This window comes from Thalassobacillus sp. C254, from assembly GCF_001310615.1.
This window is the reverse complement of the sequence record NZ_BAXQ01000012.1, coordinates 1-14,963: the sequence shown is the minus strand read 5'-3', so window position 1 is coordinate 14,963 and position 14,963 is coordinate 1. Positions and strand designations below refer to the sequence as shown.

At 42.8% G+C, this 14,963-nt stretch carries 14 protein-coding genes, 1 tRNA gene, 5 pseudogenes and 1 riboswitch; of the genes and pseudogenes, 9 read left to right on the top strand and 11 right to left on the bottom strand.

Going from position 1 to position 14,963, the window contains the following annotated elements:
• Nucleotides 1-3: 3 nt before the first annotated feature.
• Complete coding sequence (locus JCM19033_RS25765) at nucleotides 4-132, bottom strand: alpha/beta fold hydrolase (RefSeq protein ID WP_269758170.1); 129 nt, start codon at nucleotides 130-132, stop codon at nucleotides 4-6.
• Nucleotides 132-782 (bottom strand): alpha/beta fold hydrolase, encoded by a 651-nt coding sequence (locus JCM19033_RS12195; RefSeq protein ID WP_269758169.1) that lies wholly within the window; start codon nucleotides 780-782, stop codon nucleotides 132-134. Before JCM19033_RS12195 ends, JCM19033_RS25765 begins: the two co-directional genes overlap by 1 nt.
• Nucleotides 783-1,235: 453 nt before the next feature.
• On the opposite strand from JCM19033_RS12195, the gene JCM19033_RS12190 reads away from it, so the two are divergent.
• The 4 genes and pseudogenes from JCM19033_RS12190 to JCM19033_RS28215 all read left to right on the top strand — a co-directional run bounded on the left by JCM19033_RS12190 (nucleotide 1,236) and on the right by JCM19033_RS28215 (nucleotide 4,867).
• A complete protein-coding gene (locus tag JCM19033_RS12190; RefSeq protein ID WP_054636500.1) occupies nucleotides 1,236-2,126 on the top strand; it encodes a manganese catalase family protein in 891 nt (296 codons plus the stop codon).
• Nucleotides 2,127-2,379: 253 nt separating this feature from the next.
• A pseudogene (locus JCM19033_RS12185) lies at nucleotides 2,380-3,719 on the top strand (cytochrome ubiquinol oxidase subunit I).
• A gap of 4 nt (nucleotides 3,720-3,723) precedes the next feature.
• Nucleotides 3,724-4,740, top strand: coding sequence for a cytochrome d ubiquinol oxidase subunit II (locus JCM19033_RS12180; protein WP_054636499.1), 1,017 nt, complete (start codon nucleotides 3,724-3,726; stop codon nucleotides 4,738-4,740).
• Nucleotides 4,718-4,867 (top strand): hypothetical protein, encoded by a 150-nt coding sequence (locus JCM19033_RS28215; protein WP_374701239.1) that lies wholly within the window; start codon nucleotides 4,718-4,720, stop codon nucleotides 4,865-4,867. Before JCM19033_RS12180 ends, JCM19033_RS28215 begins: the two co-directional genes overlap by 23 nt.
• Nucleotides 4,868-5,014: 147 nt before the next feature.
• Here JCM19033_RS28215 and JCM19033_RS12175 read toward each other — a convergent pair whose 3' ends face one another.
• Nucleotides 5,015-5,215 carry a hypothetical protein gene (locus JCM19033_RS12175; RefSeq protein ID WP_054636498.1) on the bottom strand — a complete coding sequence of 67 codons (201 nt, stop codon included), beginning with the start codon at nucleotides 5,213-5,215 and terminating at the stop codon, nucleotides 5,015-5,017.
• A gap of 308 nt (nucleotides 5,216-5,523) precedes the next feature.
• Between JCM19033_RS12175 and JCM19033_RS23480 the strand changes: the two genes are divergently transcribed.
• Together JCM19033_RS23480 and JCM19033_RS23470 are read left to right on the top strand one after the other, a co-directional pair.
• Nucleotides 5,524-5,940, top strand: a complete 417-nt coding sequence (locus JCM19033_RS23480; RefSeq protein WP_054636497.1) for an MFS transporter — start codon at nucleotides 5,524-5,526, stop codon at nucleotides 5,938-5,940.
• A pseudogene (locus JCM19033_RS23470) lies at nucleotides 5,855-6,909 on the top strand (MFS transporter). Before JCM19033_RS23480 ends, JCM19033_RS23470 begins: the two are co-directional and overlap by 86 nt.
• A gap of 31 nt (nucleotides 6,910-6,940) precedes the next feature.
• Here the strand turns inward: JCM19033_RS23470 and JCM19033_RS12160 are convergent.
• The 3 genes and pseudogenes from JCM19033_RS12160 to eutH form a co-directional block, all read right to left on the bottom strand.
• Nucleotides 6,941-7,603, bottom strand: a complete 663-nt coding sequence (locus JCM19033_RS12160; RefSeq protein ID WP_054636495.1) for an SOS response-associated peptidase — start codon at nucleotides 7,601-7,603, stop codon at nucleotides 6,941-6,943.
• Nucleotides 7,604-7,642: 39 nt separating this feature from the next.
• A pseudogene (locus tag JCM19033_RS12155) lies at nucleotides 7,643-8,403 on the bottom strand (3-oxoacyl-ACP reductase).
• Nucleotides 8,404-8,428: 25 nt separating this feature from the next.
• A pseudogene (gene eutH, locus JCM19033_RS12150) lies at nucleotides 8,429-9,516 on the bottom strand (ethanolamine utilization protein EutH).
• 267 nt (nucleotides 9,517-9,783) lie between these two features.
• Here eutH and JCM19033_RS12145 point away from each other — a divergent pair.
• A pseudogene (locus JCM19033_RS12145) lies at nucleotides 9,784-11,048 on the top strand (UV damage repair protein UvrX).
• Between the two features lie 54 nt (nucleotides 11,049-11,102).
• On the opposite strand, the gene JCM19033_RS23465 reads toward JCM19033_RS12145, so the two are convergent.
• Nucleotides 11,103-11,246 (bottom strand): hypothetical protein, encoded by a 144-nt coding sequence (locus JCM19033_RS23465; RefSeq protein WP_157049855.1) that lies wholly within the window; start codon nucleotides 11,244-11,246, stop codon nucleotides 11,103-11,105.
• 260 nt (nucleotides 11,247-11,506) lie between these two features.
• Between JCM19033_RS23465 and JCM19033_RS12140 the strand changes: the two genes are divergently transcribed.
• Both JCM19033_RS12140 and JCM19033_RS12135 read left to right on the top strand, forming a co-directional pair.
• A complete protein-coding gene (locus tag JCM19033_RS12140; RefSeq protein WP_054636577.1) occupies nucleotides 11,507-11,917 on the top strand; it encodes an NUDIX hydrolase in 411 nt (136 codons plus the stop codon).
• 118 nt (nucleotides 11,918-12,035) lie between these two features.
• Nucleotides 12,036-12,123, top strand: a riboswitch (cyclic di-GMP riboswitch).
• A gap of 49 nt (nucleotides 12,124-12,172) precedes the next feature.
• Nucleotides 12,173-12,466, top strand: a complete 294-nt coding sequence (locus tag JCM19033_RS12135) for a hypothetical protein (RefSeq protein WP_054636494.1) — start codon at nucleotides 12,173-12,175, stop codon at nucleotides 12,464-12,466.
• A 39-nt stretch (nucleotides 12,467-12,505) separates the two neighbouring features.
• On the opposite strand, the gene JCM19033_RS12130 is transcribed toward JCM19033_RS12135, so the two are convergent.
• The 4 genes from JCM19033_RS12130 to JCM19033_RS12115 all read right to left on the bottom strand — a co-directional run bounded on the left by JCM19033_RS12130 (nucleotide 12,506) and on the right by JCM19033_RS12115 (nucleotide 14,814).
• Entirely contained in the window at nucleotides 12,506-12,871 is a 366-nt protein-coding gene (locus JCM19033_RS12130; RefSeq protein WP_198153493.1) for a PH domain-containing protein, read from the bottom strand.
• A gap of 96 nt (nucleotides 12,872-12,967) precedes the next feature.
• Entirely contained in the window at nucleotides 12,968-13,543 is a 576-nt protein-coding gene (locus JCM19033_RS12125; RefSeq protein ID WP_269758168.1) for a DUF421 domain-containing protein, read from the bottom strand.
• A 568-nt stretch (nucleotides 13,544-14,111) separates the two neighbouring features.
• Nucleotides 14,112-14,576, bottom strand: a complete 465-nt coding sequence (locus tag JCM19033_RS12120) for a hypothetical protein (protein ID WP_054636492.1) — start codon at nucleotides 14,574-14,576, stop codon at nucleotides 14,112-14,114.
• A 162-nt stretch (nucleotides 14,577-14,738) separates the two neighbouring features.
• Nucleotides 14,739-14,814: transfer RNA gene (locus tag JCM19033_RS12115), tRNA-Thr, on the bottom strand.
• Between the last annotated feature and the right edge of the window lie 149 nt (nucleotides 14,815-14,963).

Sequence of the window (14,963 nt, the reverse complement as noted above, 5' to 3'; positions counted from 1 at the left end):
GCGTTATTCCTCCTTGTCTTTCTGAAGGAAGTTATCGATAATCATCAGAAACTCATTTAAATTATCCAGGTACGCGTAGTGGCCTGCACCTTTAAGAACCACCAGCCCGGCATCGGGAATCTTTTCTTCCATCAGTTTCCATCTTCCACCGGAGTTGCCTCATCATTTTCCCCCCACACAAGCAAGGTAGGAACTTTTATATCCGGCAAATGATGCTGCAGGTCTTCGTTGACTACATGCACCAGAGATTGCTGCATCACTCCTGATACATTCTTGTAGTCTGCCGAACCCACTTTTCCTTTTATTTTGTTTAATATTTCTTCCCGGTATTTGCTTAAGCCCGGGAGCCTTAGTACTTGTTTGCATGCTTTGTACGTATAGACCTTAATATAATACTTCAATTCTCTTTTTGGCTTTACCCCGGCGCTGTCTACCAGAATAATCTTACGGATCGGGTGTTCTGAAGCATACTCAGATGCATACTTAATAGAGACCCTCCCCCCAAAAGAATGGCCTACCAGCACAGGATCTTCAATTTCCAGCTTCTGCAGAAACTGCTTAAATAAATAAGTATATTGACCTACGCCCCAAGGTTCCGGTGGCTCGTCACTTTCCCCAAAACCAGGGAAATCTATCGACCACACGCGAAAATTCTTTTCTAAAAATTGATGCACAGGGGCAAATGCTTGTATATTCGCTCCCCAGCCATGAAGCAGAACAATATTTCGGCCTTTGCCGGATACATGATAGTTTACGTTCACTCCGTCAATGTCTATGAACACAAAAATACGCTCCCATTCTTATTTTCTTCAGTACCTGTTATGTAAAGTGCTCATTCACACCATCTCTTCAAGACTGGCTTTATAAAAGAGTTTCTTTGAAAATAATAAATATAAGTAGTTTTGCACACATTTACACCACTTTATCTTACCACAGATAAAAGCAAACGAGAATGAACTCTTTGTCACATTCCCTTGCTGTCACACTTACTTATTATCTACACCTCTCTCCCTACCCTGTATTAAAAAAGAATAATCTCCTTTCTCACTTTTCACGGGCCTTTTCCTGCTTGCTGAAAAATATCCTTTTCTAATTTATGCGAAATCTTTTGACGGTATGAAGGGACAGACAAATTTCGGCTCCAAAAACCTATTTTTAATGAGTTTAAATAGGAAAGAAGAGGGTAGAAGAAACAGGAAGATTTTTCTTCAATTTTCTAAAGGAGTTGTTTATTCATGTTCCAAAGATTCGATCGTTTACAGATTGAACTTCCAAAGCCCGACAAACCAGATCCGGATGCAGCAAACGCGGTACAAGAGTTAATGGGCGGACGTTTTGGTGAAATGTCAACCTTGATGAACTACATGAACCAATCCTTTAATTTTCGCTCTAAAAAGAAACTAAAACCCTATTATGACCTTATTGCAAGCATCACTGGCGAAGAGCTTGGACATGTAGAACTGGTAACTGCCTCTATTAACTCATTGATGGAAGGTGCTACGGATCATAAATCTCCCTTAGATGCCCCGTTAGAACCAGGTAAATCTGCAGCTAACCCGCACCATTTTATAGTAAATGCCCAGTCCAGCATGCCTGCAAATGCCTTAGGCCAGCCATGGCAGGGAGATTACGTTTTTAACAGCGGAAACCTTGTACTCGACCTCCTTCACAATTTCTTTCTTGAATGTGGAGCCCGGACTCATAAAATGCGTGTCTATGAAATGACAGATAACCCGGCAGCACGAGAAATGATTGGTTACTTACTTGTTCGCGGAGGTGTTCATACAGTAGCATATGCGAAAGCACTTGAAACATTAACAGGAGTAGATGTGAAAAAGATGCTTCCAATTCCAGATCTAGAAAACAGTAAATTCCCTGAGGCAGAGCAGCATGAAAGACGAGGCCTCCACAGAAAGCTTTTCACCTTCTCTCCGGAGGATTATAAGGATATTGATAAAATCTGGGTCGGGGAGCACCCCGAAGACGGCAGCACCCTCGAAGTGGTTGAAGGCATGCCTGAAGGAGGAGAAAAACCTGACTTTGAACCAAAACCGGAAGAGTTTGCACCAGGCTATAATATAGAAGATTTCTACGAAATTGCTGCGAAACTGCAAAAGAATATGTAAGCTTCATCTTAGAGCACCGGCTGGTATCAATTACCGCCGGTGCTTTTTATGTCCAGAGCTTATACATAAAAGCAGTCAGGCCCTCATAGATTGTTACCATATTGCCTTCCTTCCCCCTTTTCGTTGTTGGCCAGGCGTAAGAACTACTGATTTAAAGTCAGTTACTACCCTGCCTTTTTTAAACCTTATTACGCTGTAAAAAACCTATACTTTCAAAGCATTTAAATATATGGTCGGCCGGGAGGAAAACGTTATGTTTATCGAATATGATCCTGCTGTCTACAGCCGGATCCTCACTGCTTTGACCCTTAGTTTTCATATTCTGTTTGCGACCATTGGTGTTGGCGTCCCGCTCATGATTGCATTAGCAGAATGGACAGGTATTCGCAAAAATGACCCTCACTATATACTCCTTGCCCGCCGCTGGGCGAGAGGATTTGTAGTAACTGTAGCTGTAGGTGTTGTGACCGGTACAGCTATAGGCTTGCAATTAAGCCTCTTATGGCCTGATTTTATGCAGTTGGCCGGGCAAGCTATCTCTTTGCCATTGTTTATGGAAACTTTCGCTTTCTTTGTTGAGGCTATATTTTTAGGAATCTATTTATACACGTGGGACCGCTTTACAAATCCGGTAAAACACTTGCTGCTCCTCATGCCGGTTGTCATTGGAGCAGCTTCCTCAGCTTTCTTTATAACGACAGTCAATGCATTTATGAATGCCCCCCAGGGTTTTGAAATTATTGGAAACACCTTAGTTGATATAAGCCCCCTTACAGCAATGTTTAACCCTGCTGTCCCTACAAAAACAGCTCACGTGCTCATTACCTGCTATCTTGCTTCAGCCTTATCCTCGCAATGATAGGAGCCTTACGGATTATCAGAGGGGAAACACATGTCTACCATAAAAAGGCTCTCCACCTTACGATGACAGCTGCATTTGTTTTCTCCATCAGCACTGTCTTGATAGGAGATTTGTCAGGCAAGTATCTTGCTCACTATCAGCCTGAAAAGCTTGCAGCAGCTGAATGGCATTTCGAAAGTACTGCTCATGCCCCTCTTTTGCTTGGGGGAGTCTTACTTGAAAATGGAGAAGTCCGTTATGCTCTAGAACTCCCTTATGCCTTAAGTATCCTTGCTCATGGAAGGCCTGACGCTCATGTAACCGGGCTTGATCGATTTCCTGAAGAAGACATCGCCCCGTTATGGATACATTACTTGTTTGATGTCATGGTTGGAAGCGGGGTGTACTTATTGTTTATTTCTGCTCTGTACTTGCTTTATTTCTGGAAATTCCCCGGCAAGCTTTATCACCGAGCATTGATGAAAGGGATCATTATTTCAGGTCCACTTGCTATGCTCGCTGTGGAAGCAGGATGGATTTTTACAGAAGTTGGTCGTCAGCCCTGGATTCTCTACCAGGTTATGCGTACCACTGAGGGGGCAACCACTGCTTATCATGTGGATGCTGTGCTCTATCTATTTACCGGCTTATATGCCGTTTTAGGTGCAACTGCGGGGATCGTCCTCTGGAGAATGTTTACACATAACCCTGTTGACCGTGAGATCTTTAAACGAGGACTTTCACAGAGGTGAGTATATGAATTATGAAATCATTGGTATTGGTATTCTCTGGCTGTTTCTTTATGGCTATTTACTTGCGGCCTCTGTTGATTTCGGGGCGGGCTTTTTCCACTTTTATAATAAGGCCACAAAGAAAAGCGCTGAAATAGATCAATTAATTCAACGGTACCTCTCTCCGGTCTGGGAAGTCACCAATGTATTCCTCGTTTTTTTCTTTATAGGCCTCGTAGGCTTTTTTCCTGCCACTGCCTACTATTTCGGTACAGTCCTGTTAATTCCCGTAAGCATTACAATAGTACTTCTCGCTGTTCGGGGCTCTTACTATGCTTTCAACACATATGGCTCGAAAGATAATTTATTGTATTCTTTTTTCTATGGAACTGCCGGCCTTTTCATACCGGCCTCTCTCACGGTAATTCTTGCTATTTCAGAAGGCGGTTTTCTGCAGTTTTCTAACGGAACAATTGAACTTCTTTATCATGACCTTTTAACAAGCTGGCTGCCCTGGAGCCTGGTATCTCTGGCCATGGTGAGCGTTTTGTTTATTTCATCATCTTTTCTTGCCTTTTATAGCTGGAAAGCTGCCGAGGAAAAAGCATACAGACTTTTCCGTAAGTACACCTTATTTTTGGCTTTCCCTGTAATGCTCGCAAGCCTTTTCGTTGTGTTCGCCATCAGCCGCCACAGCCCTGTACGCTTTCAAGTCCTGGCAGATCTCAGCTGGATATTCATGATCTCTTTCTTCTTTTTCTGTGGAGTCGTTTTTTTAACATGGAAGAGAAGAAAACCGGGGCTCGCTTTTGTATGCGTGATGACCCAATACTTTACCGCCTGGTTTGGGTACGGAGCCTCCCATTTACCCTACCTGCTTTATCCTCACCTCACCATTTATGACGGAGTCGTTAATGATTCAATGGCCTTTGCCTTACTTTTGGCTTTTGCAGGCGGAATGGTGCTGCTTATTCCTTCACTGCTTTTGCTTATGAGTCTTTTTTTATTTGATACCGAGTATGTACAAGGAAAAAAACAATAGGAGGAATGCTATGTCTGGATGGAGTTATTTTCTGATTATGGTTGCGCCGTTCCTTATCGTCGGCTTCTCTCTTTTGTTTTTGTTTTTGTGGTGCGGGAAAAGGAAGAATCACTTTCCCCCTCAATGACTTCTTTTACTGCTTTCAAAATTCCCGCCCCCTTTTTCTTTCCAAAGGGGGCAGCTTAATGAGTTAATATCATGATCATTTCGTACAGGGTCTCCAAGTGGTAGAGAAGCAGAACGCCGGATATGGTTAAAGATCCAACGATCCAGCCTAATCCTTTTCTTGCTTTTTTATATCTGAAAAGAGAGCTACAACACTGGCTGTAAAGGCAGCTACGATAAAGCCGATCCATAGGAGATGTAAGACATTGCTAATCCTTGGTATGCTCATGACAAGCGCACTGATTGTTTGTCCTACCAGAATAAAGCCAATCAAAAAGTAAGCAATATTATCTTTCGCTGCGTTTACCACCTGACCACCTTCTTTCCTATTTTTAGAAAGCGCTTACATAATATTTTTCTTTTTCTTGTATGCTGACTTCTAAATTTTTCTGCTCTTCCTCCAAGCCCTCTATCTTTATTCCAAAAGCTTCTGGGGTATGCCTCTTCATTCTTCCAGCGTTATAGAAAGGCGCGTTTGTTGACAATATATTTAGAGACTCGTAATATTAACATCTGGTCTTTAAATAAAGCTGGCTGAGTACAAGTTATAGTTCTTTTCCCTACCTTACTTCATTTTACTCATTAAGCCAGAGAATTCGTTGTGAAAGAAGGAAATGTATGACTACTTCTGCAACTAGTGCTCATTCTCCTCCTGAGCTTGAGCCCTTATTAAAAAAACGACTTATTCGTCTCGTTGCTCTCATTCTTATTTTTTCTGTTATGAATGGTACGATGTTTAATGTAGCCATACCGGATATCGCTGATCACTTTAATCTGCTTCCTTCGCAAGTCAGCTGGGTGATGACCGGTTACATCATGGTGAATGCTGTCGGTGCATTAATGTATGGAAAGCTTGCGGATATCTTTCCCATCCGTTCGATTCTTACATTTGGGATCAGCATGTTCGCTCTAGGCGCTGTTAGGTTTCCTTTCTCCTTCCTATGGTTTTTTGCTTGCATCAAGGATTTTGCAGGCAATCGGAGGTGCGACTATTCCTGCCCTGGCGTTTATAATCCCAACCCGCTTTTTCCCTAATGAACGGGGAAAGGTGTTTGGTATCATCTCCTCTACTATTGCCTTTGCTTCAGGGATCGGTCCTATTGCCGGAGGCTTATTGCCGGCATCCTTGATTGGCGTTATTTGTTTTTATTTTCTGTTGCCTCCGTTTTCGCCATCCCGTTTTTTCGTAAGTGGATGCCTGCAGAAGAAAAGAGAGAAGGAAAAATAGACTACCTTGGTGCACTCCTATTTAGTATAGCGATTGCTTCTTTTCTAGCCTTTGTCACCACGCTCATGATGTGGCTTATCCCTGTCGCTTCTTTATCTTTTGTATTCTTTATCCTTAGAATTCTGAAAGCTGAAGATCCCTTTATCAGGCCTGAAATGTTAAAAAACCGGGCCTACACTATTACCATACTGACAAGCTTTCTAGGAACCAGTGTATTGTTTGGCCTGATTTTTGTCATCCCTATTATGCTTCGGGACCTCTATGACCTAAGCACCTTAGCTATTGGATTTGTTCTTTTCCCGGGGGCTATGATCGCCGGTATACTAGGACGTTCGGGGGGAGAGCTTGTAGACAAAATAGGCGGGGAAAAGGTGGTGGTCCTGGCTTTAGTTCTCATAGGCTCCGGAACAATCCTTCTTTCCACCTTTGCCGGATTTGCTCCCTGGATTATTGCTGTGTGCCTGGTTATCTCCTATATTGGCTTCCCGCTTATTCAAAGCTCAACAGCAAATATTCTCTCTGCTATCCTGCCTGCTAAACAAACAGGAGTAGGGATTGGACTGTTTAATTTGTTAAACTTTGTAGCAGGAGCTTTTAGCAGTGCTTCCTTTGGAGCAATTTTAGACCTTCAGGATACAGGGATTGTGTTGAATCCTTTTGCTCTGCAGGGGGAGAATACCATCTTTTCCAACCTGTTTCTTGGACTCACTGTTCTTTCATTTCTCGCTTTGCTCTTGTTTTCTATGACATTTAAAAAGCACTCTTCTGCGGATTAGAAACAGGCGCCATCAAGGATGACGCCTGTTTTTACAATGAGTTAATCAGGCTGGCGTATTCATTTTTTGGGTGATTAACCTCGGGGGAAACGGGATAAGCCTCCATTTTCTCTGATGGAAAAGCCTCTAACAATGTTGTTAGATGATAAGGATCATCCTCTTCTTTATCGAGCCACTCTTTTTCCCTTTCCGCCCTTAAAATGACAGGCATTCGGGCATGAATATCTTCTATAAGAGAATTGGCCTTCGTCGTAATAATAGTGCAGGAACTAATAACTTCCCCTTTTTTCTCCCACTTGTCCCACAAACCGGCAAACGCAAACAGGGGCTTTTCTTTTACCTGAATGTGATAAGGCTGTTTTCCACCGTTTTCCTGTTTCCATTCATAAAATCCATCGGCTGCAATCAAGCAGCGCCGGCGCTGCAACAGCCTTTTAAAAGCCGGCTTTTCATGCACTGTTTCAGCTCTTGCATTGATCATTTTAACCCCGATCTTCGGGTCATCCGCCCAGGAAGGCACCAGTCCCCAGCGCATAAAGCCCGCCCGGTTATTTGTTCCGTCATTTATAATGCAAAGCACTTCCTGACTTGGAGCAATGTTGTACCTTCCATCCACTCTTTCTGGAATGACTTCTGCTGCGAACCTTCTTTGGATCATTCTTTTGTCCGCTGTCAACGTATACCGCCCGCACATTCCGATCACTTCCTTTATCTAACAGCGCTCTCTGCCTCTTTACTTCATCACGAGACCGCCGTCTACAATAAGATTTTGCCCCGTCACCGCTCTGCTTAGGGGGAGGCGAATAACAAAACGGCATCAGCCATTTCTTCAGGTGTAATGACCCGCTGAAGAGGTGTATTCTGCTGAATGATTTGAAATACCTCTGCTGATGTTGCTTTACTGGCATCCGTTTCTTTTAACAGTCCGCCAGAAGCCATGTTCACGGTGATTCCGTATGGCCCGAGATCACGGGCCATGGTTCTTGTAAGCCCAAGCAATGCAGCTTTTCCACTTGTATAATCGTGGTAGGGAACCACTGGATTTTGCACAAGGTTCGTTCCAATGTTAACTATGCGACCGAATTCCTGTGCTTTCATGTCAGGAATTCCCGCTTGTGCAGTATTCAAAGCAGCTTGGACGCTTCCTTCAAATTGAACGGAAAAATCCTCCCAGCTGATGTCCTCCGCATTTTTTCTTTCCACTGGATCAAAGCTGAAACCAACTAAGGCGTTATTTACAATGGTTGTGATCGGCGTCTTAAAGTATGCCGCCGCTTCCTTGAAAATCTTCTCAACCGCTTCTTTGCTGCGCACATCTCCCTGGAGAGCAACCGTTTGTTCACCGAGTTTCTCAGCAAGGTTCTCGGCTCTTTCTTTGCTTTGGTAATAGTTAATGACGACATTGGCCCCTTCACGGGCAAATGCCCGCACCACTGCTTCGCCCAGTCCTCTGCTTCCTCCTGTAACAAGTACTGTTTGACGTTTAATATCCATATCCTTTCCTCCTTTTTGTGGTTTATTACTTTTGAACCTCTGCTTCCAGTCCCCTTGTTAACACAAAGGCTGCTATCATTGCCGTGATTCCTCCCGTGATCTTTCCGATCATCATAGCTGTAATCATTTCCTCTTCTACAGAGGCAGTAAAAGCAAGGTGTCCTCCTAAAATGAATGCTCCGCTCACTGCAAAAGCAAAGTTCATTACTTTTCCACGGGGGTTCATATCCCGAGCCATCTCAAACATAGGAATGGCATGAGCTAAAGAGGACAGCCAGCCGACAACTGAGATTTCATTCATATGTACCTTATTTCCTAATGGAGACAGAGCCTTCCCAAAAGCCTTTTTTAAAAAATGGACCAGAGGGAAAGCTCCTGCGAGCATAATAGCTATCATGCCGACAATTTGGATCCCTTCACTAATAGGGGCCATGCCAGAAACAAGTGTCCAGCCTGTGAGCGTTTGAAAGGTGATAACCGCTGTTGCTCCAACCATCAAGGCCGTCACCCCCTGGCCGAACAGCATAAAAAGAGTCACCATAACACGGGCTGAAGCCACAGGCCTAAAGCAATCCCCCCGGAGAAAATCACAATGGCACAATGCTTCGAAGCATCATCTCCATTGAAAAACCTGCAGCCGCCCCTCCCGCAAGAAGGCCGAGAGGAATCGTAGTAAGCCCTGCCAAAATCCCTTTTGCTAAGTAAGGACGATCTTCTTTTTCAATGAGACCTAAAGCCACTGGAATAGTAAAGGTAAGGGTGGGACCAAGCATCGTGCCCAGTAAAATGCCGGCAAACAAAGCAGCATCCCTGCTTTCAGCTAACTCCAAAGCCAGTGGATACCCTCCCATATCCAAGGCAAGCAACGCAGTAGCAAACATAGCGGGGTCTGCCCCTATCCATGAGAAAAAGGGAACCACCACCGGCCGGAGAAGCTCTGCAAGAACTGGAGCCAAGGAGATAATTCCGATCATGCGATCGCTAAAGGCCCATCGCCATAAATCCCCGCTCAAACTGTTCACCGTAGCCGAAACGATTGCCGCCTATCTTATCTGCAGCCCCTATGATCATAAAAACAACAAGAACTAGTACCACTATTTCATTAATTGACATCAGGCTGACCACCAGCTTTACATTTTAATTCTCTTTTTCATTCTACACGACGCTTCCAGACACCTCTTTCGGGGTGCCTGGCACCTTACGCAACTGTCATCTTTTTGTAACATGCTTATGGTACTTTTCTTTGATTCAAAGGCATTTCTCCTTCCCTCCCTGCTGCAGTGCCTGGCACCTAATCAATTTTTACCAGCACCCTTCACCTTGAATCAAGAACCTATGTTCGCATATAATAAAGAGAAACTGCATGGCGAGGTGAAGCTCATGGATACTCTGTACAGTCAAATTAAAAGAAAAACCATTCTCTGTATAGACATGAAGAGCTTTTATGCAAGCTGCTCGGCAATTGACCTTGGACATGATCCTCTCACATGCTGCCTTGCTGTCGTAGCTGATACAAAACGGTCAGGAAGCGTGGTTCTGGCAGCAACACCAGCTATGAAAAAGAAATTTGGCATCAAAACAGGAAGCCGTCTGTTTGAAATTCCGGACGACCCTGACATACAGATCGTAAATGCGTCGATGAGTGCTTATTTAAAAACTTCTGTAGAACTGACTAAATTCTTTGCTGAATTTGTTCCCTCCGCTCATATTCATACCTATAGTGTGGATGAAAGCTTTCTTCAAGTGGATGGCTCTCTTCACCTTTATGACTCTCCCCGTCAGATGGCAAAAGTGATTCAGCGCAGCATGCTCAGACGTTTTGGACTCATGTGTGCCATTGGTATCGGCCCAAATATGCTTCTCTCAAAATTGTGCCTTGATCTTGATGCAAAAAAGAAAGGGATCGCTGAATGGCAATTTGAAGACGTAAAAGAAAAGCTCTGGCCCGTGGAGCCCCTTAGCAAGATGTGGGGCATCGGCAGTCGGATGGAGAGAAACCTGAACCGTTTAGGAATACGAACAGTTGGGCAATTGGCCCGAACTCCCATTGAACTTCTTGAAAAACAATTTGGTGTTATGGGCAGCCAGCTGTACCATCATGCGTGGGGAATTGATCTCTCAGAAATAGGAGCTCCTATTCTGGACGGCCAAATCAGCTACGGTAAAAGCCAGATTCTTCTTCGTGATTATGAAAAGGAGGAAGAAATAAAGCATGTCATTCTTGAAATGAGCGAAGAAGTGGCAAGACGAGCCAGAAGGGAACGAAAAGCCGGCCGGACGATCAGTCTCGGCGTTGGGTACAGTCACAAGGAAGCAGGCGGTTTTCACCGTTCCTATACCGTATCTGAGCCGACGAATGAAACAAAGGAAATCTACCATGTCTGCCTTCATCTTTTCGAAAGCACTACCGCGGTGAAACGGTGAGAAGCCTGTCTGTTACCTTATCGAAGGTTTGTGAAGACAGCTGCACTCAGCTCAGTCTGTTTGATCCGAAAAAGCCAAAGCGAAAAGCTTTGGGCTATGTAATGGATCAAGTAAGAGCAAAACATGGGGCGGATTCTCTTTTGCGGGCCGTCTCTTATACAAAGGCCGGCACCGCCCGCCACCGTTCTACTCTGGTGGGAGGTCATAAAGCAGAAGGATAGGAAGTTGCACTAAAAAACAAAGGGGCATCCCATCATAGGGAAGCCCCTTTGAAATCATTTGGCCTCTTCAGTCTTTTTCTCATGTATTTGTTCACCTGTAAGATACTCGATCTTTGATTTGAGCAAAGCATTTTCTTTTGATAAGGATGCTACCTGGTCTGCCAAGTAATCAATCAATTCGTTAACTTCGGTTTTCATTCGTTACTTCCTCCTATTATGTTATCCTCTAAGGGGTTATGGTAAATAAACACTGTCATTAAATGAGCAAGGTTTATTTACCCCCGGTTCTTCCGACTTAAACTTTCTTTCGCACCAGCAAGCCATGAAGAACTCACACACTTTACTATGTTATTCATTCCGCTTCAAAGAGATGACAACGATTTTAAAAAGGGAGTGTTTTTTTGAAAGAGGATTATATTACATACTTACGAAGCTTTACAGGCAAGAACAAGGTAATTATGGTGGTTGCAGGAGTGCTGATCTTTGATGAAGAAAACCGTCTTCTTCTGGAACTTCGCTCAGATAACCAAAAGTGGGGACACCCCGGAGGCTACATGGAGTTAGGAGAAACCATAGAAGAAACAGCGAAAAGAGAAATATTTGAGGAAACAGGACTTACCTTGGGTGAGGTAGAGATTTTTGGAATCTATTCAGGGAAAAAGCAGGAACGTATTTTACAGAATGGAGATGAGGTCTCTCTCGTTAAAATCATGTTTACTTGCAAAGAATTCAGCGGACAGCTAAGAAAAAGTGAAGAATCTCTTCAACTGAAATTTTTTCCCTTGGATAAGCTGCCAGACATTTGGCCAGCCCAGAAAGCAGTATTTAAAGATCTCCTGTCAGGCGCCTCGCGCCCTATTATCAAGTAACACAGGTGAGCACAAAGTGATATGCATATAATTATAAAAATTGGGTCATCGAGAGCTTAACAGAAAAATCCTTTTAAATTCTCTGTTTTCTTGTAAAATAAAGGCTATATCATAAGTTTAGATGAAAAGGCAAAGCTGCTGAAAAGCAGTGACGAAAACACTAGGGGCTAAGGTATGAAGATACACTATGCCAGCCAGCTGCTGTACTTCTTTTTCTCTCTTTTTTGAACCATAATCAAAGAAAAGCGAGTGTATATGTCTATGAAATTAGAAACCATTGTTATCGGTAATGTCCAATTAACAGAGGAGCCCAGGAATACGGTCTATCACTTTGCTATTAATGTGGAAGAAACCTTAAAGCGTGCACCTGAAATTGATGCAGTAGCAATTTTTGGAATGATCATTTTTCAGGGAAGGTCCTGTGAAACTGTGATCCAGCAAGACCTCAATATCCCATGGAATGCTCTACTAGAAAGCACACAAGCACAACTACGCCAAAAAGCTTTTCGTCAAATTGAAAAATATGAAAGCCATTGTAATCAACAGTAGAAACCCTGTCATTACAATGGCTTTGCTTTATTCAAAAACTTACTGTTTAGACCGTTCGCAAATACGCTGAGAGAGCTTTCGATAAAATTCCATTACATCCGTATCCTTTAGAAATTGAAGCTGATGAGTTCCTCTTTTTGTTGCGATTTCGATATTATTTGAAAAAGCAAACACCCCAGTCTTTTCAATGGCTATTTCCTCAATTTTTTCATAAGGAATACTGTATACTGCTGACCGGGATTTAGAAATAAGGGAACGGTCAACAAAGAGAATACGGTGACTCGTAAAAGCAACGAAGTCGACCATGAGTCCATATGTACTCTCAAGCTCTTCTCCTTCAAATAAAAACTCCTGTGCCTGGTCTATATGCTTTCTCTTATTGTCTCCTCTCCGAAACAAACTCACCTTTACCATCCCTCCATCTATAAATTCTCTGCATGCCTCTTTTATTCTCTCACTAACAAAAAGTGATTACAATCCATTGACTCATCATGCCCTGCCCTAGTCCAATTTTTCCGGGGGAGGATTGAGGTGTTTCCCTTCTTCAGCTTCTCTAAACAAATTACCTTCTTTCGGCGGCGGTTCATTAGACTCTCGCAATAAACGCTTGAATTCTCCCACAGTAAGCGGCCTGGCGTCTTCTGTCAACTCATATCCTAAACGTCCATTTGGTTCAATGGTTGCTCTCTTTACACTTTCCATGCTGATGATCCCATTTTGCCTGAGATGCATTTCGATTTTATCTACTGTAAGCCTTACCTTTTTGATATTTTTTAGAAGAGGTCTGCCATCTTTTATTACTGGTACCGATCCACCAGTAAAAAATTTTTCCATTCGGTTTGATTTCACTTGGAGGTATTCAACGATCAAAAGCACCAATACAAAAATAGCAACAGAAATAACCGTTTTTACTACACTTGTTTCAATAATGGGCTGTACAATAATTGAACCGATTGAAATTAAGATAACAGTGGCCGGGATTGTCAGCTGGGAAATTGATTTTCTGCCTGTAACTCGCAGTAATAAGAAACCTACCAATACCATCAAAACTGACTCCCATATAAAATCAGTTTCCACGCCTTATCCTCCTTTTCTAAACCCATCCTCTTTCATATTCAGCATCATAGACAGCCAATAGATGCTAAAGCTTGTGTCCCATTGTCACGTTTTTAGATTCTCCTTCCTGTCCATTTTTAAACACGGTCCCGACGTTCTTTAGAAAGAGAACTGAAGAACAAGAGGATCTTAGTATAAAAGCAAACCAAACAATCAAAAGGAAGAGACCAAACGAAAAATCAAAAAGAAGGGGGTGTGTTACACCTTTTATGGAGTAAATTAAATCAGGCGGTAAAGTGGAAGATATGCAGGTCAAGTCCTCATTGAGACACCAAGACTGCAAGGATTTTTCTTAGAACAAAGGGTGGGGTAATGTAAGCAGATTCCTTCTTGGATGGGATTAATCAATGTACATAAAGAGGAGCCCGAAAAGTTCAACTTAGGGGCTCCTCGATCTGCAAGTACACTAGAGAGGTGCTGAGGATATCTCTTATTGTACTCCAATTTCCAGTAAATGACATGATCCCCAAGGTATGGGTATATCATCATCCTGAAACACGAGCAGTTCATTGATTAAAGAATGTACTTACTACATATTCATGCTGCTGATTGTGGATCGTTCTCTCCAACAGTTAAACTTGTATAATAAGTAAGCTGGAAACAAATAAGAAAGAAAAGTTTTATAGATATTCCAGCCATTGCGATACTCTACCCTTCCTGCTGCTACAGCAATAAGTTCAAAGAATGTACTGAGAAGAGTGCATAGAAACAGATCTGCTTTTTCTGAAAAAACTCTTTTTTTCCGCCAATAAATCATTAGAGCCCCTAGGATCGGAAAGTAACCAAAATTATGAGGCATGGTAGTCAAAAATTGCAGCTTTCTTGAAGAAATTTTTGGTTTAACAACCCAGTACCTGTTTCCAAGAATGTTTATGATCAGCGAAATAACAGAAACAAACGGCACGGCTCGCGTAATCACCTGCTTATCTTTTTTATAAAGGATCAGACCCATAACCCAAGGAAAAAGAAAACCAATCATAATATTAAATAACATTTAGATCACCTCTTTTTCATGGTGCCCGGCTGCCATTTTCCCTATGTATTCTTATGGGCATGAGTGGACTGGCGTAGTGTCCCCTGAATACATTCATACAGGTGCAGACACAAAAAAGCAGATTCTATTTAAACAGAATCTACTTAGAAATTGTATGTATAATGGAGCTTCCAAGCGGGCTCGAACCGCTGACCTCTTCCTTACCATGGAAGCGCTCTGCCGACTGAGCTATGGAAGCATGGAAGTTAGCATCTATTGACTGACAGCTTCTATTGTAATACTTGAAGCATACCTTGTCAATACATCTTTAGAAATAAGAGAGGTTCAAATGCTAATCATTTTGTTTATAAAAAAGCACCCGTATTGTGGGTGCTTTCAGAGTTTGCC

Coding starts and splice junctions, on each gene's coding strand:
- JCM19033_RS25765 (WP_269758170.1), bottom strand. CDS start 132: ATGGAAGAAAAGATTCCCGATGCCGGGCTGGTGGTTCTTAAAGGTGCA.
- JCM19033_RS12190 (WP_054636500.1), top strand. CDS start 1,236: ATGTTCCAAAGATTCGATCGTTTACAGATTGAACTTCCAAAGCCCGAC.
- JCM19033_RS12180 (WP_054636499.1), top strand. CDS start 3,724: ATGAATTATGAAATCATTGGTATTGGTATTCTCTGGCTGTTTCTTTAT.
- JCM19033_RS28215 (WP_374701239.1), top strand. CDS start 4,718: ATGTACAAGGAAAAAAACAATAGGAGGAATGCTATGTCTGGATGGAGT.
- JCM19033_RS23480 (WP_054636497.1), top strand. CDS start 5,524: ATGACTACTTCTGCAACTAGTGCTCATTCTCCTCCTGAGCTTGAGCCC.
- JCM19033_RS12160 (WP_054636495.1), bottom strand. CDS start 7,603: ATGTGCGGGCGGTATACGTTGACAGCGGACAAAAGAATGATCCAAAGA.
- JCM19033_RS23465 (WP_157049855.1), bottom strand. CDS start 11,246: ATGAAAACCGAAGTTAACGAATTGATTGATTACTTGGCAGACCAGGTA.
- JCM19033_RS12140 (WP_054636577.1), top strand. CDS start 11,507: ATGGTGGTTGCAGGAGTGCTGATCTTTGATGAAGAAAACCGTCTTCTT.
- JCM19033_RS12135 (WP_054636494.1), top strand. CDS start 12,173: ATGTCTATGAAATTAGAAACCATTGTTATCGGTAATGTCCAATTAACA.
- JCM19033_RS12120 (WP_054636492.1), bottom strand. CDS start 14,576: ATGTTATTTAATATTATGATTGGTTTTCTTTTTCCTTGGGTTATGGGT.